The organism is Flavobacterium aerium (assembly GCF_030766725.1).
GTDB lineage: Bacteria > Bacteroidota > Bacteroidia > Flavobacteriales > Flavobacteriaceae > Flavobacterium > Flavobacterium aerium.
The window spans coordinates 120,309-140,378 of record NZ_JARQWR010000006.1; the positions used below are offsets into that span (position 1 = coordinate 120,309).

The following is a 20,070-nucleotide window of genomic DNA, read 5'->3' on the forward strand; positions in this document are numbered from 1 at the left end:
TAATGTGCTAAACTTTTTATTAATCCCTAAATTAACAATTATGAAAAATGACAAAAATTTAAAGAAGCCATTCTTTGCAAACTTTTTAGAAAATCAATTATCTGCTGAGGACAAAACAGAAGTTCAAGGTGGTGCAGGTGACATGATGGTTACATTAAAATACCCTTCTGATGGAGAAGATGGACCTGGAACACAAATTACATTGAAATACCCATCAGATAGTGATGAGTCTGGACCAATAACTGTTCCTTCAAGAGATGTTCTTCATACAATGAAGTATCCGTCTGATAGTGATGAATCAGTTTTATTATCTGATATATAATTGTCTAATCAATATCAAATCAAACCTAATTTATGAAAAGTAATAAAGATTTAAAGAAACCTTTCTTTGCAAATTTTTTAGAGAACCAATTGGAGTCTTCTGATAAAAAAGAGGTTCAAGGAGGAGTGATTACACAAAAGTACCCATCGGATAGCGATGAGTCAGGTACATTAACTCGTCCAGAATTTGATGAGGCACATACAATGAAGTATCCTTCTGATAGTGATGAGTCAGGGCCTTTTCAACCAAACTTGACATAAATTATTGATTAATAGATCAGAAATTATCAGATTTATGAAAAAAGATAAAAATCTAAAGAAGCCGTTCTTTGCAAATTTTTTAGAGAACCAATTAACAACTAATAGTAAAACAGAAGTTCAAGGTGGTGCTCCGATTATTAATGTTACATTAAAATACCCTTCTGATGGAGAAGATGGACCTGGTGGTACAACGCATCCTGATTTAGACTGTGTATTAACAGCAAAGTACCCTTCAGATAGTGATGAAGCATCATCTATCTAAATAAAGTTTAAGCAATAGTACAAATTCTTGTGCTATTGCTTTTTTTAATCTCAAGCACATTTATAAATGATTTTATGTCTTACCCATAGTAAGGACTACTATACTATTGATATTGTTCTAAATAAATTAAGAGCGTTAGGTAAAGAAGCGTATCGAATTGATACGGATCTTTTTTCCGATCAGCTTATTTTTGATTTTAATGGAGATAATAACACATTTAATTCCACCATTCAGACTGAGAATTATTCTTTTTCTTTAAAAGATGTTGAAGCAGTTTGGTATAGAAAATTGTGGGCAATAACTCCGCCATCAGAATTAGATCCCGCTTTTAGAGAAATATTTACACAAGAATATATTACAATGCGGAATATATTTTTTGAATCATTACAAGATGTTCCTTGGATGAATCCAATGATGATTGATCATGAAATTGGGAATAATAAATTGATTCAGTTAAAAATCGCAGCCCAAAATGATATTCATATTCCCGAAAGTTTGTTTACAAACGATTCGAGTAAAGTAAGAGAATTTTTTCATGAAAAATGCAACGGACAGATGATTGCAAAATTACATGGCGCTCTTACTCGAAGCATGTCTGGTGATGTTCCTTTTTTTCCTACGACTTTAATTACAGAGGATAATTTGGATCAATTGGATACTTTGCGTTATTGCCCTATGATTTTTCAAAAGTTAATTGAGAAGAGTTATGAATTGCGTATAGCTTATGTAGATGGAGTATTTTTTGCAGGAAAAATTAATACAGAAGAATCCATTCGTGGTAAAACAGATTGGCGTGTGGCCAGTGATATTACTTTTTTTTGGGAGCATTATGAATTACCTGTTGCGGTTGAGAATGCTTTAACAAAAATGATGCAACAAATGGGGCTCTTTTTTGGAGCCATTGATATGATGCGCCACAAAGATGGACGTTATATTTTCTTAGAAGTAAATCCTCAGGGAGAATGGGGCATGCTTCAACGAGATTTGAATTACCCTATAGGGGAAACTATTGCCGAGAAACTAATAGCAAGAATTGCTTAAAAATAAAGAACAACTATTAACCATTAAAGAGTACTTATTAATTGTTTTTAATAATGATTGCTCATCTTTAAATGTTTATGAAAAAAGTATTGATAATTACGCACTCTCAAGATAATGAATGTATAAATACGGTGTCAAAATATCTTGAAGAATATGGAGCAGAAGCGATCCGATTTAATGTAGATAAATATCCATTAGAATATAGCTTGAGTAGTAACTACGAGAATGGTCAATGGCAAGTATTTCTTGATTATGAAGGTAAACGTACTTCGATTCATGATATTGAATCATTATGGTACAGACGTAGTCATAACTTAGCAAGCGGCCTTAATGAAATCTTAGAAGGAGAATTCTTGTCTAGTGTGCATGGTGAATTAAGAGCTACGCTGTTTGGAATGTTTGAAAGTATGGATTGTTTCCAAATCGGAAAATTTAGCCAATACAGACGTTTAGACAGTAAAGAAGAACAAATGAAAATTGCTTCTACTATTGGTCTAATGGTACCGGAAACATGTATTACGAATAGCCCAGAAGAAGCCAAACGTTTTGTGAAAGCACATCCAAAAGGAGCCATTGCAAAAATGCAAAGCTCATTTTCAATCTTACGTGAAGGAGTAGATCATGTGGTATTTACGAATGTAATAACTGAAGATAATTTTGATCAAATCGATAGCTTACAATATTGTCCTATGCAATTTCAGGAGAAATTAGAAAAAGCAAAAGAACTACGTATTACAGTAGTAGGAGATGCTATTTTCTCATTTGCAGTAGATTCACAGAAGATTGATAATGCACAAATTGATTGGAGAAGAGAAGGATTACAGCTTTTAAATCAGTGGGAGCCGTATGAATTACCAGAAGACGTTAGTAGTAAAATACTGGAAATGATGGATATCTACCAGATTAATTATGGTGCAATTGATATTATTGTAACGCCAGAAGGAGATCACTATTTCTTAGAAATAAATTCTGCAGGAGAGTTTTTCTGGTTGGATTTTGCTGTAGAAGGTGAGATTTCAAGACAGATTGCAAAAGTCTTAACGAATAATGCTTATCGTAGATATACACCAGTTTTTGCTCCAGTTTTGAAAGAATAATAAATTAATATATTTAAGATAAAAAGACGGAATGATTTACTAGATTTGGCATCTACGTTACTTTATCCAATGAAAAATATAGAATTAATGCGTTTTTTAGTATTGTTTTTTTTGTTTGTTACTTCGGCATATGGACAACAACATTGTGGTTATGATTTTACATCACACATTGTAATCGATGTCCACGAAAATGGCAAAACAGTAAATATCCAGAATTTGAAAATAACAATTGTAGATAGTTTAGGCAATGCTGTAATTAATGAAAATAATCGATATAGTTTTAAGCAGAATAATGCACCGCTTATTTTTGTTGAGAATTACAAAATAGAAGAAGCAAAAAGTGCTAGTAGTTTAGCTATTGAAAATAAAGCTCCTCGATGGTTTTATTCTTTTGCAAAAGACAATTATATATTGGTTGTTGTGAATGAATTTCCAATTGACCGTTTTCAGGTGAAAATTGAAGATATTGACAAGGAAGAGAATGGTGGGTATTTTAATACTGTTTTTGTGCCATTAAATTCCAGTAACCTATATGTGTTGTGCTCAGATAAGAATAAAGCAAGTGCAATGCAATTCGGTAGAAGGCTAAATAAACCTGTATCTGTAGTGCTAGAAAAAGGATAAATATTTAGCTAGAATATAAAAAGAGCGGCTGTCTTGTGTAAGACAGCCGCTCTTTTGTATTTATTGTATTGGTAAAACTAGTTGAATCGAACTGATTTTTCCTGATCTTTTTTAGTTTCAAAATAAATCTCAGCAAAACTCTTATTGATGTCCTTATCTGTTTTCTTGTAGAACATTTTAGGATTAATTTGTTTTGGTGTTTCACAGCCACAAGCACCGATGAAATCTGCTAAAGCCTTCATTGTGTTTTTATGGAAGTTTGCTACACGTTCACTCTTATCTGTAATGTCAATACCTTTGTATAAGTTTCTGTCTTGAGTTGCAATTCCTACAGGACATTTACCGCTATCACAACGTAAAGCTTGGATACATCCTAAAGAGAACATCATACCACGAGCACTGTAACAAGCATCAGCTCCCAATGATAATGCTTTTGCTAAGTCGAATGCTGTAATTACTTTTCCAGATGCAAGAACTTTTATTTGATCACGTACACCATATTCTTTTAATACTTTCGTAGCAAATACTAAAGCATCAGATAACGCCATACCCATATAGTCAATAAACTCTAATGGAGCGGCTCCGGTACCACCTTCTGCACCATCAATAGTAATGAAGTCAGGAATAATACCTGTTTCAAGCATTGCTTTTGCGATATCAATGAATTCATCTTGACGACCGATACATATTTTGAATCCTACAGGTTTACCATTTGATAATTTTTTCAAATTATTAATGAAGTAAAGCATTTCGATAGCATTGTTAAAAGCGCTATGAGAAGAAGGAGAGTGAACGGTTGTGAATGGTTTTATATGTCTGATTGCAGCAATTTCTGGTGTATTTTTTTCAGCAGGCAATAATCCTCCATGTCCAGGTTTAGCACCTTGAGAAAGTTTTACTTCGACCATTTTGATATTTGGTTTTTCCGCATTTTTAGCGAATAATTCTCCAGAGAATGTTCCGTCTTCATTTCGACAACCAAAATATCCTGTACCAATTTGCCAAATTACATCTGCACCTTGTAAATGATACTCACTAACTCCACCCTCACCAGTATTATGGGCAAAGCCACCTTTCATGGCTCCTTTGTTAAGAGAAGTGATAGCTGTTTTACTTAATGCTCCGTAACTCATTGCGCCGATATTTAATATACTAGCGTTATAAGGTTGCTTACATTGATTGTTACCAATTGTAATACGGAAATTGTTATAATCAGCATGCTTTGGGTAAATTGAGTGAGCAACCCATTCGTAACCAACGCGGTTTGGATCATCCTGCATACCAAAAGAAATGGTTTGTTTATCATTCTTTGCTCTTTGGTATACGATAGAACGCTGGCGTCTGTTGAATGGTTTCCCATCTAATTCTCCTTCAAAGAAATATTGTCTAAATTCTGGACGAACAGATTCAAATAAGTAACGTAATTGCCCAATAATCGGGTAGTTTCTTCTAATGGCATGTTTGCTTTGCATGGTATCGTAAGCAACCAAGACAATAATCATTATAGGAAGTATAAGCCAAGCTGGGGATAATCTATTGTTGAAGACTAATAAAGCAAAAAGCGCAAAAAATGCAATTGTAATAGCCCATGTAATTTGCCGTACCGAAAGGTTTTGGATTTTAATACTCATTGTGAATGAAGAATTAAGTTTGAAAATTTTTAGTTTAAGTTTTATTTAGAAATATACATCAATCAATAAGCATGCCTATTGTGGCTATAGAATTATATAATTGATAATTTTTTATATTGTTTTTTTAGAATTCCCCTTTTTTAGAAGTATGGGGATTAATAGTTGAAGATTTTATTATTTGAGAATAAAACAGAGAATTTAGTCTCTCTATTGAAAGCTGAAATGCTACTACTAGTAATCATTGCAATAAATGTTGACATTTTATTTTTAGTAAAAATTTCAGCGCAAAATTAATAAATATATTCTATAAGAAACAAAATTAAATCTTAATATATTAAAAATTAAAAAGATGTCGTTTTTGAGTGTTTAAAGTTACTCATAACGAGTTACTTCCATTTAATTCCACAGCCAACACTTGGTTTTTGGATATCATTAATGGAGCGATTATAGAGTAATGCGTCAATGGCTCCTCGCAAATCACTTCCGCTTAACGGAATATTATTGCCAGGTCTTGAGTCGTCTAATTGACCTCTATAGACTAGTTTGTTTTGTTGATCGAATAGAAAAAAATCAGGAGTGCAAGCTGCGTTGTATGCTTTGGCAACCTCTTGCGTTTCATCATATAGATAAGGAAAGTCTATTTTGTGTTGAAAAGCAAATTCGGTCATTAGTTCAGGACTGTCTTGCGGATATTTCTCAACATTATTACTGCTGATGGCTATGATGCCAATACCTTGAACACGATAATCGTTTGCTATTTTTACAATTTCTTCAATGACATGAATCACAAAAGGACAGTGATTACAGATAAACATTACAAGCGTGCCTTTACTTCCTTTCAGGTCATTAAAAGAGGGAATGTCATTTGAATTTGTATCTTTTAAAGTGAATTGAGGAGCTATTGTTCCTAGTGGTAGCATTGTAGAAGCTGTTTGTGCCATTTGAATTTTATTTTTACCAATTTACAATAAATTGGAAGTAGAACCTAGTGATTAGAGTATAAAAAAAAGACTGTCTAGTAAGACAGCCTTTTTTATTAAATATCGTCAAAGCTTATATCGGTAAAGCTCTCTGTTGATGGAATACCATCTTCATTTTTTTCACCATAATATTCTTTTTTGAAATCTTTTTGGTGTCTTTCTGAGATTACCTCTTCTCCCTTGTGATTTAAAACATACGAAGTCATTTCTTCAAGAATCTCACCAAAGGCAGCAAAATCTTCTTTATATAAGTAAATCTTGTGTTTTTTAAAATGGAAAGACCCATCTTCTTCTGTGAATTTTTTGCTTTCTGTTATTGTAATATAATAATCATCAGCCTTAGTAGCTCTTACATCAAAGAAATACGTTCTTCTGCCAGCTCTCAATACTTTAGAAAAAATCTCTTCTTTTTCTAACATTTCTTTTTCACTCATAATCCTTCTGTCAATTAAAATTGTGTTAAGTAGAAATCAAAAATCTAAAAAAAAATGGAACAAAGCAACATTTAGGTTAATTCTTTTTCAGAAAGTTGTTTCAAAAATAGTTCTTTATAATACCCCTCTTGGTTTACTAATTGATTATGAGAACCTTGTTGGATAATTTTTCCGTCCTCTAGAATAATGATTTTATCAGCATTTCTAGCTGCAGAAACTCGGTGACTTACGATAATTGTAGTCTTGTCTCTACAAAATTGTAATAAGTTGTTTAAGATCATTTCCTCCGTCTCAGTATCGACAGCAGATAAGGAATCATCCAGTAATAATATCGCTGGATTTTTAATTACTGCTCGAGCAATTGAAACGCGTTGTTTTTGTCCTCCAGAAAGTGTAATTCCTCGTTCTCCTAATATGGTTTCGTATTGAAGGTTAAAGTTAACGATATTATCGTGTACAACTGCAATTTTTGCAGCTTCAATTACTTCAGTATCAGTAGCATCTTCTTTTCCGAATTTGATGTTGTTTTTGATGGTGTCAGAGAAAAGAAAAGCATCTTGCGGTACAACTCCAATGCTGTTTCTTAAATCATGTAGGTTTAAGTTGCTTATTTCCTGGTCGTCTATACTAATCTCTCCTTTATTTACTTCATACAGTCGGCTAATTAGTGATAAGATGGTAGATTTACCAGATCCAGTTTTCCCTAAAATGGCCAATGTTTCTCCTTTTTGAATTGTGAAAGAAACATTCTTTAAAGCTTCAATTTGAGTATCTTCATACGTGAAGGAAACATCGTTGAAAGCAATACGTCCTTCTATTGTTATAGGTTCGTTTGTTTTTGTTTTGATTTCAGGCTCTATTTTCAGGAATTCGTTGATACGTTTTTGGGAAGCTTCAGCTTCTTGTACCATTGACGACACCCATCCAAGAGAAGCGACAGGCCAAGTTAACATGTTTACATACAATATGAACTGAGCAATAATACCAATATTGGAAATAGAACCATTAATGTACATCATACCACCAACATATATTACTACAAGGTTACTTAAGCCAATAAGAAGTAACATCAATGGGCCAAATAAAGCATTTACTTTGGCAAGTTCCATGTTTTTTACTTTACTTTCTTCTGACAGCTCAAGGAAGTCATTTTGTTTTTGTTTCTCTATGCTGTAGGCTTTAATTACTCGGATTCCAGAGAACATTTCTTGCGAAAAAGTAGAAAGCTGCGATAAGTTTTGTTGGTATACTGTACTGCGATTATTAATCTCTGTGCTTAATTTGAATATAATATAAGAGAGAAGTGGTAGTGGTAATAGTGTATATAGAGTAAGTTTTGGTGAAACATTATACATATAGACGATTACGACAATAAAACGAATTACGGTATTTAAAGAGTACATTACAGCTGGGCCAACATACATTCTAACTTTTCCAACATCTTCACTAATGCGGTTCATTAAATCTCCAGTTCGGTTTCTCTTATAGAAATTCTGAGATAAGTTTTCATATTGACGGAATACCTCATTTTTTAAATCAAATTCTACATGACGGGACATTACAATCAAGGTTTGTCGCATTATGAACGTTAGCAAGCCAGCAATAATAGTAGTGATAATAATTATGAGAATATTCTTTAATAAGTGTGCTTTAATTACAGAAGTGCTGATACTAGGGTCTTTAGCGAAAGTTTCAATTGCTCTAATAGAGTCGCCAACTAATTGCGGAGTTACTAAAGAGAAGAATTGAGCTACAATTGTAATGATTATACCAATAAGGAAACGATATTTATATTTTATAAAATATTTGTTTAAATACTGAAGTTCTTTCATTGTTTTGTATAATGTGTGTTAAATAATTGTTGTTTTTTGTTAAAATAGGAGGTTTTGTGTAATTAAATTAAAATCATTAATAGCTTAATTTTATTATTGTATTACTAATATATTTGAAATATATTGCAATGTTTTGAATTTAATCATAAATTTGTATAACCTTTTTGAAAAAGTGATAATAATATAATCAAAATATTTCAACATGATAACAGAAATTACAACTGCGAAGGACCTGCATAAGATCGACCCAGTCTTTGGGCAGCCTTCATTCAATGACCATGAGCAAATCGTATTTTGTCAAGACAAAGATACTGGTTTAAAAGCAATAATTGGTATTCATAACACAGTTTTAGGACCTGCATTAGGAGGTACAAGAATGTGGAAATATGCGAATGAGTGGGAAGCGTTGAATGACGTTTTAAGACTTTCTCGCGGGATGACATACAAGTCTGCAATTACAGGTTTGAACCTTGGAGGAGGAAAAGCAGTTATTATTGGAGACTCAAAAATTGATAAAACACCAGAAATGATTACTAAATTTGGTGAATATATCAATTCATTAAGTGGTAAATATATTACAGCGGAAGATGTAGGAACAACAACGCAAGATATGGATTTGATCAGAGATGTTACTCCTCACGTGACAGGTATTTCTGAGTCTAGAGGTGGTTCTGGTAACCCTTCTCCTGTAACGGCTTACGGTGTTTTCATGGGATTGAAAGCTGCTGCAAAATATCAGTTTGGTACTGATGTCCTTGATGGTAAAAAAGTTCTTGTACAAGGAATTGGACACGTTGGAGAAACTCTAGTAGAGTATTTAACAAAAGAAGGAGCAATTGTACAGATTACAGATATCAACGAAGGAAAATTAAAAGAAGTTGAAGCAAAATACGGTGCTAAAATCTTTACTGGTGATGATATTTATAGTGCAGATGTGGATATTTATTCTCCATGTGCATTAGGAGCAACTCTTAATGATGATACTGTAAATAAAATTAAAGCTAAAGTTATTGCAGGTGCTGCAAATAATCAATTGGCAAATGATGCTGTTCATGGTCAAATCTTGAAAGATAGAGGTATTCTTTATGCTCCTGATTTCTTGATCAATGCAGGTGGAATTATCAATGTTTATGCAGAAATCGTAGGATATGATAAAGCAGAAGCAATGAGAAGAACAGAGAATATTTATAACACTACATTGGAGATTTTCAACTTTGCAGATGTGAATAAAATTACTACACAACAAGCAGCAATGTCAATGGCGCAAAACCGTATTGACACAAGAAAAAAAGAAAACGCTAAATAATTTCTTAGCATTTCAATATTATTCTTATTTTTGTGGAGCGAAAGATACCTTTCGCTTCACTAATTTTAAATGTTCTTACAGCAGTGTTAAATAGAAGACATATACGTGTTAAAGTGATGCAATCGATTTATGCGATGTATCAAAATAGTTCAGATAATCTTGAAAAAGAGGAGAAGTTCCTATTTCAAAGTATTGAAAATATTCAAGATTTATACCTTATCATGCTTTCTTCTTTGATAGAGATAAGAACTCTTGAAGAAGATTTTCTAGAAAAATCCAGTAAAAAACATCTTGTAACCAAAGAGGAACGTAACCCAAATAAGAAATTCGTTAATAACGAAGTGCTTCAAATTTTGGCGGAAAATAATGCGATAAGCATTGCCTTGGCGGATAAGAAAATCGATAATTGGAAATTAAACGATGATTACATCATTATACTATTAAATGAGGTTAAGAAAAGCAGCATTTATGAAAAGTATATGACTACTCGTGTTAATGACTTCAAAGAAGACAAACAATTTATTGTCGATCTTTTTACAGAAGTGATTGCTCCTAATGAAAAATTATACGAGTATTTAGAAGATCATAAGCTAACTTGGATTGATGATATTCCTTTAGTAAATACGGCTATTGTTAAGCAATTAAAACAAATCAAACAGTCTGACGATAATTCATTCTTAGTATCTAGATTATACAAAGATTCAGAAGATAAAGAATTTGTACGCAATCTGTTTAGAAAAACAATTTTGAATGCAACTGAATTATCAAGAGAATTTATTGATAAAACACCAAACTGGGATGCAGAAAGAATTGCTGAAATTGATACTATTATTTTAAAAATGGCAATCTGTGAGTTTTTAAAGTTTCCTTCAATTCCAGTAAAAGTGACAATTAACGAATATTTAGAAATTGCAAAAGAATATTCTACTCCAAAAAGTAGTATTTTTATCAACGGAATTTTAGATAATCTTATTAAAGAATATCAAAATGACAATAAATTGAACAAAACCGGCAGAGGTTTAATGTAAAACATCTAATATTTAAAAGTTATGATTAAAAAGATTTTTTGTTTAGCAACAGTTGCAACCCTGATGTTAACTGTTTCTTGTAAAAAAGAAGATGCAGCAGCTAAAGTTAATGAAGAGAACTTAAAAGTTTCTCAAGCAACTGGAGAGCAAGCAGGCAAATTACCTACAATTAAGTTTGAAGAAGAAACACATGATTTCGGAACAATTAATGAAGGTGATAAAGTTGAAACAGTGTTTAAATTCAAAAACGAAGGTGAAGCAAATCTTTTAATTATTGATGCAAAAGGTAGTTGTGGATGTACGGTTCCTGAATTTCCAAAAGAACCAGTTGCTCCAGGGCAAACAGGAGAGATTAAAGTATCTTTTGATTCTCATGGTAAACCAGGACAACAACAAAAAACAGTTACTTTAACAACAAATACTGCCAAAGGTAGTGAGCAAATTAATATTAAAGCTAGTGTAACTCCAAAAGCTGGAGGAGCAACAGCTACTAACTAAAAATTACTATGGAACAAATTACACAGTTCGCCCCATTCTTATTGATGTTTGTCGTTGTTTATTTCTTTATGATTAGACCACAACAAAAAAGACAAAAATTAGAAAAGCAATTTGAAAATGAATTAAAAGTTGGTGATAAAATCATCACAAAAAGTGGTTTACACGGTAAAGTTGCTGAAATGGCTGACCAAACATTAGTGATTGAAACAATGGCTGGAAAATTAAAAATTGAGCGTTCTGCAGTTTCTATGGAAATGAGCAGTAAGTTGAATGCACCAGTGGTTAAGAAATAAGAAAATAATGTTGTAAGTATAAAAAAAGGCTGTCTAATTCTAGACAGCCTTTTTTGTATGTAAATAATTCAAGCACATTTATCATTGTAATGCGCTTGAACTTAATTTGAATTATTTTTTAAGAGCAGTTAATTCTGCAATTTTCACAATTACCTGTGTTGCTTTTTCCATGCTCTCTACAGGAACATATTCGTATTTCCCATGGAAATTATGTCCACCAGCAAAGATATTTGGACAAGGTAAGCCTTTGTATGATAATTGACATCCATCGGTACCACCACGAATCGGTTTGATGATTGGTGTAATACCTAATTCTTTCATTGCTTGTTCAGCAGTATCAACAATATGCATTACAGGTTCAACTTTTTCTTTCATATTGTAATACTGATCATGAATTTCAGCTGTTACGATATCAGAACCAAATTGTCTTGCGTATTTTTTATTAAGCTTCTTCGTTATTTTACCAATAAGCTCTTTACGTTTTTCAAATCTTTTAAGGTTATGGTCACGAATGATTAATTCAATAACAGTCTCCTCAATACCACCTTTAATATGGTTTACGTGGAAGAAACCTTCATATCCTTTAGTTAATTCAGGAACTTCTTCAGCAGGTAAATTCTTGATGAATTTATTTGCAATCAAAATTGAATTGATCATTTTTCCTTTAGCATAACCAGGGTGTACACTTTTACCTTGGATAGTGATTTTTGCACCAGCAGCATTAAAATTCTCATATTCTAATTCACCTATCTGGCTACCATCCATAGTATAAGCCCAATCAGCACCGAATTTCTCAACGTCAAATTTATGTGCTCCACGTCCAATTTCCTCATCAGGAGTAAAACCTACTCTGATTCTTCCGTGTTTTATTTCTGGATTTTGGATAAGATGCTCCATTGCAGTAACAATTTCTGTGATACCTGCTTTGTCATCCGCTCCTAATAAAGTAGTACCATCGGTAGTGATGAGTGTTTGTCCTTTATATTGAAGTAAATCTTTGAAATAGCTTGAAGATAAAATAATATTTTGTTCTTTATTCAATACAATATCTCCACCATCATAATTCTTGATAATTTGAGGTTTTATATTAGCTCCAGTAAAATCTGGAGTAGTATCAAAATGTGAAATGAAACCAATTGTGGGAACATCATGGTCTACATTACTTGGTAGTGTAGCCATAATATAGGCATTCTCGTCAATAGTAACTTCCTGCATTCCAATTGCTTTTAGTTCTTCAACCAATTGATTGGCTAAATCCCATTGTTTTGCAGTACTTGGTGTGGTATTCGAGTTTGGATCAGATTCTGTATCAACAGTAACATAGCTTATAAAGCGATCTATAATGTGTTGCATAGTTTAATTTTTAATTTCCACAAATGTACAAATTTGAAAAATTAATCTCTTTTATATTATGCAAGTTTTTGAACTCAATTTCACTATAATTGACAAGGTAATAGGATGTATTTCTTTATTTTTGAAAAATAATTTAATCACCTACTTTTTAAAGATTCATAAATGAAAACATTATTCAGCTCCTTAGCCTTACTATCCGAGAAAGAATTGGATCGACTGGATGGAGTGTTGACGCATAAAATTCTCAAAAAAGGAGAATATCTCATTGAAGAGAATCAAATTTGCAATGAAATTGTGTTTATAAAATCGGGAGCATTACGTTCTTTTTATCGCAATAACGATGGGGATGAAATTACAAATTGCATTACTTTTGAAAATGAACTCATGGCAGCATTCTCAAGTTTTGTAACACAAAATCCTACCAATGAGAATATTCAGGCGATTTTTGATACAGAATTACAAGTTTTACATCGAGATGATCTTGAGAAATTTTATGAAAATAGTATTGAGTGGCAAAAATTAGGTAGAACACTTTCTGAAATACAATATGTAGCTTTAGAAAAAAGAATAGCTTTATTTCAGAAATTCTCAGGAAAAGAACGCTATGAAGAGCTTTTTAAGCTCCATACAAAATATATTCAATTTATTCCACTACAATATCTGGCATCCTTTTTAGGAGTTACACCAAGACATCTAAGTCGTATTAGAAAATCTATAATATAATATCATTAAAAGAAAAACAGTTGATTTTTTGTTCAAGTGGTCAGATGAATTTTGATGTTAGCGTTTTATGACATTAGTGTAAGTATCAATCCAATCTTCAGGGGTGATTTTTGATACTAATTCAGCAATTAATTCATGAGGTATTTGGTCAATTTTTTTAAATCGAATACAACTTTTTCCCATATCCAATTTAGATTTAGAGTGTTTAGCATATTCAATGGTAAACCACTCTAATAATTTTGGATCAGAATAAATACCCATATGATACAGCGCAATAAAGTTTTTTTGAGACGCAATACTAATGAAGGGAAGTGGCGTTTTAGGATCACAATGGTATCCTTCTGGATACAATGAATGTGGTACAACATAGCTCAACATTCCGTAGCCCATCGTTTCAGAATAACCTTTTGGTAGGTTCTCTAATATTGTTTTTCGGAGTTTCTGCATCGCATTTTTTCGATCCTCTGGAAGTTCGTCAATGTAATCTTGGGGTTGGGTAGCTGTTGATCGCATTATTATTAATTAAAAATAAGAGTGTATTTTTTGTTAATTCCTTATTAAAGGGTCTCAAATTTAATTAAATGATTCGATGTATTTACGATTCGATGAAATTTTATGATATTGAAGTCATTGTGAAATAATCTAACCTGCTATTTTCTATAACGTAAATCAGATATGGAGAACTTATTCTTGAAATAATAGTGCTACTTATAAAATCATTATAAAAATCAGATTATTTCAATTTCAATAGTAAATTCTTTATTTTTGCCGAAACAACACACTATCCATATGTACAAACTGATTGTTCGTCCAATTTTTTTCTGTTTTGATCCAGAAAAAGTACACTATTTTACATTCTCTCTAATTCGCTTTTTGAATAAAATACCAGGTGTTTCTTCTATTTTTAGAGGAATGTATGAGGTGAAAGATGCCCGATTAGAGCGCGAGGTTTTTGGTTTGAAATTTAAAAATCCTGTTGGGATCGCTGCTGGATTTGATAAAGATGCGAAACTATATCAGGAATTATCAAATCTTGGATTTGGTTTTATTGAAATAGGTACTCTAACACCAAAAGGACAAGAAGGAAATCCCAAGAAAAGACTATTTCGTTTGAAAGCTGATAGTGCTATTATAAATAGAATGGGATTTAATAATGGAGGAGTAGTAGAAGCGGTAGAAAGGTTGAAGAAAAACAAAGGTGTTTTAATCGGAGGGAATATTGGAAAGAATAAACTAACCCCGAATGAAGATGCGGTATTAGATTATGAAATTTGTTTTGATGCTTTGTATGATTATGTAGATTATTTTGTGGTGAATGTGAGTTCTCCGAACACACCCAATTTAAGAGCACTACAAGATAAAGAACCTTTAACGCAATTATTGCAAACACTTCAGGATAAAAACCTAACCAAACCAAAAGCAAAGCCCATCTTATTAAAAATTGCACCCGATTTGACAGATGAACAATTATTAGATATTATTGATATTATCAAATCAACGCAAATCGCAGGAGTAATTGCAACCAATACCACTATTTCAAGAGAAGGATTACAATCTGAAAATAAAGAAGAAATGGGTGGACTAAGCGGAAAACCTTTAACAAAAAGATCCACTGAAGTCATTCGATTTCTATCTGAAAAAAGTAATAAAGCATTTCCAATTGTAGGAGTAGGAGGAATACATACTGCGGAAGATGCTATTGAAAAACTAGAGGCAGGAGCAAGCTTGATTCAATTGTATACAGGGTTTATCTATGAAGGGCCAGCATTGGTGAAAGAAATCAATAAGAAGATTTTAAAAAACATTTAATGATTACCCTTCCTGTAGTAGATAATGTAACATACGATCGGGATCATCCAGAAACGATTTAGTGACTTTGTAAGGTTCGCAGTCTTTATAAGAAACCTCTGTAATACTACTTCCAGAAACCTCATAAATAGTAGCCTTAGGGAATGCTAGAAGAATGGGAGAATGTGTGGCAATGATGAATTGGGATTTGTTTTTAATCAGACGATTCATTTCACACAAAAGTGTCAACTGTCGGGTAGGAGATAGTGCTGCTTCGGGTTCATCTAGAATATAGAGACCTTCCCCTCGAAATCGATTTTGTATTAATGCCAGAAAACTTTCCCCATGAGATTGATCATGCAATGATTTTCCACCATAATATTGCTGAGAATGCAAACGATCAATTTCTGAAGCGACATTGTAAAAACTTTCTGCTCTTAGAAAAAAATGATCCTTTTCTCGGTTAGTCGACCGAATAGGCGTCATGTATTTATAAAGCTCAGAGTTTGTAACTTGAGTAGCAAAATTAAAATCTTTGGAACCTCCTTCGGCATTTAATCCACAGATAAGTGCTATAGCTTCCAAAATTGTTGACTTCCCACTACCATTTTCTCCCACAAAAAAAGTAATATTTTCATCCAACTTTAGTTCTTTAATTTCAAGAAGATTCTTTACAATAGGTAGTTTTGAAACATAAGTTTGATCTTCAATAATTGTAGAATTAATTTTAATACTATTAATATACTGCATGTAGGTTCATTATAAATTTGGATAGTTAAATTCAAAAACTATACCATGATAATTTGGAGTGTATCAAGTAGTAAAGGATTGAAAATCAAATAATATTTCAGAATAAAAATGAAACATTAGATGATTGAAGTTATTTCGTTAAAAAAATACAGAATTTTAGTATATTTTTAAAAGAAAACGATTTCGTAAAATCCAATTCTTTCTTATCTTTGAAGTTCTATGGAACCAGTAAAAATTATAGAATGCCCTCGAGATGCCATGCAAGGTATCAAGATGTTTATTCCTACGGAAAAGAAAGTACAATACATACAATCGCTTCTGCGTGTAGGTTTTGATACCTTAGATTTTGGTAGTTTTGTATCGCCAAAAGCCATTCCACAAATGGTTGATACGGCAGAAGTGTTAGCGCAATTAGACTTATCCGATACAAAGAGTAAGTTACTGGCGATTATAGCAAATACGCGTGGAGCAGAGCTTGCTTCAGAACATGCACCCATTCAATATTTAGGATATCCATTTTCAATTTCAGAAAATTTCCAGATGCGTAATACGCATAAAACGATTGCAGAATCTCTGGTAACGTTGCAGGAAATTCTAGAAATTGCAGATAAAAGCAATAAAGAAGTAGTTGCCTATTTATCAATGGGATTTGGTAATCCATATGGAGATCCATGGAATGTAGAAATTGTGGGAGATTGGACTGAAAAATTATCCAATATGGGAGTTAAAATACTGTCATTATCAGATACTGTAGGTAGTTCGACACCCGATGTTATTGAATATCTATTTTCGAATTTAATTCCGAAATATCCGGAAATTGAATTTGGAGCCCATTTGCATACGACACCCGATAAATGGTTTGAAAAAGTAGATTCAGCCTATAAAGCAGGATGCCGCAGATTTGATGGAGCAATTCAAGGTTTTGGTGGATGCCCTATGGCAAAAGATGACTTAACAGGAAATATGCCTACGGAAAAAATGTTATCCTATTTTACAACGGTAAAAGAAGATACAGGAACAAGTCCAATGAGTTTTGAATCTTCCTATAACGAGGCGACAAAATTATTTGGAGTATACCATTAATTTTTCAAATACTTTTATGGAACGCCCCATTCTGTAATCATAAATTATATTAATCATAAGACCTTTAGATTTATGAAATTATATCCACAGTTTGGGAAAAAACCTTCGGGAGAAAGATTAGAAAAAATTAAAGCCTCAGTAAATTACAAAGACGGAGCTTTCCAAAATTTAGAATTTACACCCACTTTAACAGAAGGCTATACGTATGGCGCATTACTAAAAGCCTATATATCACCTACAGCGAAACACCCAGTGCCAAAAGATGTTTTGCCTTTTGTGAAAACAGATTTAAAAACAGATATAGAGTCAAATTCTATAGTTTGGTTTGGACATTCTTCCTATTTATTACAATTAGATACTCTTACAATATTAGTAGATCCTGTATTCTCAGGAAATGCATCCCCTTTTTCTTTTTTAGTAAAAAACTATCCTGGAAGTAACGAATATAGTGTTGTCGATTTACCAGAAATTGATGTATTGATTATTACACACGATCATTATGATCATTTGGATTATAAAACCGTAACTGCATTACAGTCAAAAGTAAAATTAGTAATTACAAGTCTGGGGGTAGGATCACACTTAGAATATTGGGGGTATCCGTCGGAAAAAATTATTGAATTGGACTGGCATGATTCCTATACGATTAATGCAACAACCCAAATAACAGCTACACCAGCCCGACATTTCTCAGGAAGGGGAATTAAAAGGAACCAAACTTTATGGTCTTCCTTTATAGTAAAGAATGAAGACTATAATTTGTTTTTAGGAGGAGATTCAGGATTTGGAACACATTTCAAAGCAATAGGAAATCAATACGGACCTTTTGATTTGGCTATTCTAGAATGTGGGCAGTACAATGTTTCTTGGAGAAATATTCATACACTACCAGATGAAATAATACAAGTGGCGGAAGATTTACAGACCACAAAAATTCTTCCAGTACATTGGAGTAAATTCAAATTGGCCTTACACGATTGGAATGAACCAGTGACTGATTTATTAAAGGATAACGAATCTAAAAAGATTACTATTTTAACTCCCATGATTGGAGAGCAATTTTCGTTAGAACAAACCGATTCATTTCCGCATTGGTGGGATACGGTGAAATAAGAAGTTGTTTTTAAGGATAGTTAAAAATAAGCTCTTTTTAAAATTATAAAAATATTAACGTTAAATAACTAGTGATCTAATTATATATTCTAATCTAATTTGCTTATATTTGCATGCAATTTAACTACAAATTGCAACATGAAAGCACACAGCTCAAAAATTGTCGGTGAAGGATTAACTTACGACGATGTACTTTTAGTACCTAACTATTCAGAAGTTTTACCACGAGAAGTTAGCATTCAATCAAAATTTTCAAGAAATATTACACTTAATGTTCCTATAGTAGCCGCTGCAATGGATACTGTAACTGAAAGCGCTATGGCTATTGCTATGGCTCAAGAAGGTGGAATTGGTGTTCTACATAAAAATATGACCATCGAGCAGCAAGCTGCAGAGGTTCGTAAAGTAAAAAGAGCAGAATCAGGAATGATCATTGATCCGGTTACTTTACCATTGACAGCAACTGTTGCAGATGCAAAACAATCGATGAAAGAATTTGGAATTGGAGGTATTCCGATTGTAGATGAAAATAAAACATTAAAAGGTATTGTTACAAATCGTGATTTGCGTTTTGAGAAAAATAATGGACGACCTATTATTGAAGTAATGACCAGTGCTAACTTGGTTACTGTTGCAGAAGGTACTTCATTAGAAGAAGCTGAAGTGATTCTTCAAGGACATAAAATCGAAAAATTACCAGTAGTTAATTCAGAAAATAAATTAGTTGGATTAATTACTTTTAGAGATATTACTAAATTAACTCAAAAACCAATTGCAAATAAAGATGTATTTGGCCGCTTGAGAGTAGCAGCAGCTATTGGTGTAACAGGTGATGCAGTAAATAGAGCAGAAGCATTAGTAAATGCAGGCGTTGATGCTTTAATCATTGATACTGCTCATGGACATACACAAGGTGTTGTAGATGTATTAAAAGAAGTAAAAAGTAAATTCCCAACGGTAGATGTAGTAGTAGGTAATATTGCTACTCCAGAAGCTGCTTTGTATTTAGTAGAACACGGTGCAGATGCTGTAAAAGTAGGTATTGGGCCAGGATCAATTTGTACAACACGTATTGTGGCAGGTGTAGGTTTTCCTCAATTTTCAGCAGTATTAGAAGTTGCAGCAGCAATTAAAGGAACTGGAGTTCCGGTGATTGCAGATGGTGGAATACGTTATACAGGAGATATCCCAAAAGCAATTGCAGCAGGAGCAGATTGTGTAATGTTAGGATCACTTTTAGCAGGAACTAAAGAATCTCCAGGAGAAACAATTATTTTTGAAGGTAGAAAATTCAAATCATATAGAGGAATGGGATCTGTTGAAGCGATGAAAGAAGGTTCAAAAGATCGTTATTTCCAGGATGTAGAAGATGATGTGAAGAAATTAGTTCCAGAAGGAATTGTAGGACGTGTACCATACAAAGGAGAATTAAATGAAAGTATGTTACAATTCATAGGTGGTTTAAGAGCAGGAATGGGATATTGTGGTGCTAAAGATGTACCAACATTACAAGCGACAGGACGTTTTGTTAGAATCACAGCAAGTGGTATTAACGAAAGTCACCCACACAATGTGACCATTACCAAAGAAGCACCAAACTATTCTAGATAATATTTTAAGATATAGTAAAAAAAAATCCCTTCTGATACTTT

The 20,070-nt window shown here is 32.8% G+C and carries 22 protein-coding genes; 15 read left to right on the forward strand and 7 right to left on the reverse strand.

The window, feature by feature from the left end; all coding sequences use genetic code 11:
* Positions 1-40 precede the first annotated feature (40 nt).
* From P6733_RS09775 to P6733_RS09800, 6 genes are all read left to right on the forward strand, one after another.
* Positions 41-322: a microviridin/marinostatin family tricyclic proteinase inhibitor gene (locus P6733_RS09775; protein WP_306352678.1), complete on the forward strand. Its 282-nt coding sequence runs from the start codon at positions 41-43 to the stop codon at positions 320-322.
* A 32-nt stretch (positions 323-354) separates the two neighbouring features.
* A complete protein-coding gene (locus P6733_RS09780) occupies positions 355-582 on the forward strand; it encodes a microviridin/marinostatin family tricyclic proteinase inhibitor (protein WP_306352679.1) in 228 nt (75 codons plus the stop codon).
* A gap of 34 nt (positions 583-616) precedes the next feature.
* A complete protein-coding gene (locus P6733_RS09785) occupies positions 617-844 on the forward strand; it encodes a microviridin/marinostatin family tricyclic proteinase inhibitor (RefSeq protein WP_306352680.1) in 228 nt (75 codons plus the stop codon).
* Between the two features lie 66 nt (positions 845-910).
* Positions 911-1,885 carry an MvdC/MvdD family ATP grasp protein gene (locus P6733_RS09790; protein WP_306352681.1) on the forward strand — a complete coding sequence of 325 codons (975 nt, stop codon included), beginning with the start codon at positions 911-913 and terminating at the stop codon, positions 1,883-1,885.
* A 77-nt stretch (positions 1,886-1,962) separates the two neighbouring features.
* Positions 1,963-2,982 carry an MvdC/MvdD family ATP grasp protein gene (locus P6733_RS09795; protein ID WP_306352682.1) on the forward strand — a complete coding sequence of 340 codons (1,020 nt, stop codon included), beginning with the start codon at positions 1,963-1,965 and terminating at the stop codon, positions 2,980-2,982.
* A 69-nt stretch (positions 2,983-3,051) separates the two neighbouring features.
* The gene (locus P6733_RS09800; RefSeq protein ID WP_306352683.1) at positions 3,052-3,606 is read left to right on the forward strand and encodes a hypothetical protein; all 555 of its coding nucleotides are present in this window, start codon (positions 3,052-3,054) and stop codon (positions 3,604-3,606) included.
* 77 nt (positions 3,607-3,683) lie between these two features.
* On the opposite strand, the gene P6733_RS09805 is transcribed toward P6733_RS09800, so the two are convergent.
* The 4 genes from P6733_RS09805 to P6733_RS09820 form a co-directional block, all read right to left on the reverse strand.
* Positions 3,684-5,237 (reverse strand): FMN-binding glutamate synthase family protein, encoded by a 1,554-nt coding sequence (locus tag P6733_RS09805; RefSeq protein ID WP_306352684.1) that lies wholly within the window; start codon positions 5,235-5,237, stop codon positions 3,684-3,686.
* Positions 5,238-5,623: 386 nt separating this feature from the next.
* Positions 5,624-6,178, reverse strand: a complete 555-nt coding sequence (locus tag P6733_RS09810) for a thioredoxin family protein (RefSeq protein ID WP_306352685.1) — start codon at positions 6,176-6,178, stop codon at positions 5,624-5,626.
* A 95-nt stretch (positions 6,179-6,273) separates the two neighbouring features.
* A complete protein-coding gene (locus P6733_RS09815) occupies positions 6,274-6,651 on the reverse strand; it encodes a PUR family DNA/RNA-binding protein (protein WP_306352686.1) in 378 nt (125 codons plus the stop codon).
* Positions 6,652-6,722: 71 nt separating this feature from the next.
* Entirely contained in the window at positions 6,723-8,483 is a 1,761-nt protein-coding gene (locus P6733_RS09820; protein ID WP_306352687.1) for an ABC transporter ATP-binding protein, read from the reverse strand.
* A gap of 202 nt (positions 8,484-8,685) precedes the next feature.
* Between P6733_RS09820 and P6733_RS09825 the strand changes: the two genes are divergently transcribed.
* From P6733_RS09825 to yajC, 4 genes are all read left to right on the forward strand, one after another.
* Positions 8,686-9,789: a Glu/Leu/Phe/Val family dehydrogenase gene (locus tag P6733_RS09825; protein ID WP_306352688.1), complete on the forward strand. Its 1,104-nt coding sequence runs from the start codon at positions 8,686-8,688 to the stop codon at positions 9,787-9,789.
* 116 nt (positions 9,790-9,905) lie between these two features.
* Positions 9,906-10,817, forward strand: coding sequence for a transcription antitermination factor NusB (nusB, locus tag P6733_RS09830; protein ID WP_306352689.1), 912 nt, complete (start codon positions 9,906-9,908; stop codon positions 10,815-10,817).
* Positions 10,818-10,838: 21 nt separating this feature from the next.
* Positions 10,839-11,315, forward strand: coding sequence for a DUF1573 domain-containing protein (locus P6733_RS09835; protein WP_306352690.1), 477 nt, complete (start codon positions 10,839-10,841; stop codon positions 11,313-11,315).
* 8 nt (positions 11,316-11,323) lie between these two features.
* Positions 11,324-11,608 (forward strand): preprotein translocase subunit YajC, encoded by a 285-nt coding sequence (yajC, locus tag P6733_RS09840; protein WP_306352691.1) that lies wholly within the window; start codon positions 11,324-11,326, stop codon positions 11,606-11,608.
* Positions 11,609-11,719: 111 nt separating this feature from the next.
* On the opposite strand, the gene pepT is transcribed toward yajC, so the two are convergent.
* Complete coding sequence (pepT, locus tag P6733_RS09845) at positions 11,720-12,961, reverse strand: peptidase T (RefSeq protein ID WP_306352692.1); 1,242 nt, start codon at positions 12,959-12,961, stop codon at positions 11,720-11,722.
* 162 nt (positions 12,962-13,123) lie between these two features.
* Between pepT and P6733_RS09850 the strand changes: the two genes are divergently transcribed.
* Complete coding sequence (locus P6733_RS09850; protein ID WP_306352693.1) at positions 13,124-13,684, forward strand: Crp/Fnr family transcriptional regulator; 561 nt, start codon at positions 13,124-13,126, stop codon at positions 13,682-13,684.
* Between the two features lie 57 nt (positions 13,685-13,741).
* Here the strand turns inward: P6733_RS09850 and P6733_RS09855 are convergent, their stop codons facing one another.
* A complete protein-coding gene (locus P6733_RS09855; protein ID WP_306352694.1) occupies positions 13,742-14,197 on the reverse strand; it encodes a DUF1801 domain-containing protein in 456 nt (151 codons plus the stop codon).
* Between the two features lie 276 nt (positions 14,198-14,473).
* On the opposite strand from P6733_RS09855, the gene P6733_RS09860 reads away from it, so the two are divergent.
* Entirely contained in the window at positions 14,474-15,493 is a 1,020-nt protein-coding gene (locus tag P6733_RS09860; protein ID WP_306352695.1) for a quinone-dependent dihydroorotate dehydrogenase, read from the forward strand.
* Positions 15,494-15,496: 3 nt separating this feature from the next.
* Here P6733_RS09860 and P6733_RS09865 read toward each other — a convergent pair whose 3' ends face one another.
* Positions 15,497-16,222 carry an AAA family ATPase gene (locus tag P6733_RS09865; RefSeq protein WP_306352696.1) on the reverse strand — a complete coding sequence of 242 codons (726 nt, stop codon included), beginning with the start codon at positions 16,220-16,222 and terminating at the stop codon, positions 15,497-15,499.
* Between the two features lie 219 nt (positions 16,223-16,441).
* Here P6733_RS09865 and P6733_RS09870 point away from each other — a divergent pair, with 219 nt between their 5' ends.
* From P6733_RS09870 to guaB, 3 genes are all read left to right on the forward strand, one after another.
* On the forward strand, positions 16,442-17,305 hold the full coding sequence (locus tag P6733_RS09870) for a hydroxymethylglutaryl-CoA lyase (protein WP_306352697.1): 864 nt from the start codon (positions 16,442-16,444) through the stop codon (positions 17,303-17,305).
* Between the two features lie 72 nt (positions 17,306-17,377).
* The gene (locus P6733_RS09875) at positions 17,378-18,418 is read left to right on the forward strand and encodes an MBL fold metallo-hydrolase (protein ID WP_306352698.1); all 1,041 of its coding nucleotides are present in this window, start codon (positions 17,378-17,380) and stop codon (positions 18,416-18,418) included.
* 138 nt (positions 18,419-18,556) lie between these two features.
* Positions 18,557-20,029: an IMP dehydrogenase gene (gene guaB / locus P6733_RS09880; protein ID WP_306352699.1), complete on the forward strand. Its 1,473-nt coding sequence runs from the start codon at positions 18,557-18,559 to the stop codon at positions 20,027-20,029.
* Positions 20,030-20,070 lie beyond the last annotated feature (41 nt).

Bases quoted from the DNA above. Each gene is read 5' to 3' on its own strand.
- P6733_RS09855 (WP_306352694.1), bottom strand. From the start codon at position 14,197: ATGCGATCAACAGCTACCCAACCCCAAGATTACATTGACGAACTTCCA.
- yajC (WP_306352691.1), top strand. From the start codon at position 11,324: ATGGAACAAATTACACAGTTCGCCCCATTCTTATTGATGTTTGTCGTT.
- P6733_RS09820 (WP_306352687.1), bottom strand. From the start codon at position 8,483: ATGAAAGAACTTCAGTATTTAAACAAATATTTTATAAAATATAAATAT.
- guaB (WP_306352699.1), top strand. From the start codon at position 18,557: ATGAAAGCACACAGCTCAAAAATTGTCGGTGAAGGATTAACTTACGAC.
- P6733_RS09795 (WP_306352682.1), top strand. From the start codon at position 1,963: ATGAAAAAAGTATTGATAATTACGCACTCTCAAGATAATGAATGTATA.
- P6733_RS09805 (WP_306352684.1), bottom strand. From the start codon at position 5,237: ATGAGTATTAAAATCCAAAACCTTTCGGTACGGCAAATTACATGGGCT.
- P6733_RS09835 (WP_306352690.1), top strand. From the start codon at position 10,839: ATGATTAAAAAGATTTTTTGTTTAGCAACAGTTGCAACCCTGATGTTA.
- P6733_RS09870 (WP_306352697.1), top strand. From the start codon at position 16,442: ATGGAACCAGTAAAAATTATAGAATGCCCTCGAGATGCCATGCAAGGT.
- P6733_RS09875 (WP_306352698.1), top strand. From the start codon at position 17,378: ATGAAATTATATCCACAGTTTGGGAAAAAACCTTCGGGAGAAAGATTA.
- P6733_RS09780 (WP_306352679.1), top strand. From the start codon at position 355: ATGAAAAGTAATAAAGATTTAAAGAAACCTTTCTTTGCAAATTTTTTA.
- pepT (WP_306352692.1), bottom strand. From the start codon at position 12,961: ATGCAACACATTATAGATCGCTTTATAAGCTATGTTACTGTTGATACA.
- P6733_RS09785 (WP_306352680.1), top strand. From the start codon at position 617: ATGAAAAAAGATAAAAATCTAAAGAAGCCGTTCTTTGCAAATTTTTTA.
- P6733_RS09860 (WP_306352695.1), top strand. From the start codon at position 14,474: ATGTACAAACTGATTGTTCGTCCAATTTTTTTCTGTTTTGATCCAGAA.
- P6733_RS09815 (WP_306352686.1), bottom strand. From the start codon at position 6,651: ATGAGTGAAAAAGAAATGTTAGAAAAAGAAGAGATTTTTTCTAAAGTA.
- P6733_RS09775 (WP_306352678.1), top strand. From the start codon at position 41: ATGAAAAATGACAAAAATTTAAAGAAGCCATTCTTTGCAAACTTTTTA.
- P6733_RS09825 (WP_306352688.1), top strand. From the start codon at position 8,686: ATGATAACAGAAATTACAACTGCGAAGGACCTGCATAAGATCGACCCA.
- P6733_RS09800 (WP_306352683.1), top strand. From the start codon at position 3,052: ATGAAAAATATAGAATTAATGCGTTTTTTAGTATTGTTTTTTTTGTTT.
- P6733_RS09850 (WP_306352693.1), top strand. From the start codon at position 13,124: ATGAAAACATTATTCAGCTCCTTAGCCTTACTATCCGAGAAAGAATTG.
- P6733_RS09790 (WP_306352681.1), top strand. From the start codon at position 911: ATGATTTTATGTCTTACCCATAGTAAGGACTACTATACTATTGATATT.
- P6733_RS09865 (WP_306352696.1), bottom strand. From the start codon at position 16,222: ATGCAGTATATTAATAGTATTAAAATTAATTCTACAATTATTGAAGAT.
- P6733_RS09810 (WP_306352685.1), bottom strand. From the start codon at position 6,178: ATGGCACAAACAGCTTCTACAATGCTACCACTAGGAACAATAGCTCCT.
- nusB (WP_306352689.1), top strand. From the start codon at position 9,906: ATGCAATCGATTTATGCGATGTATCAAAATAGTTCAGATAATCTTGAA.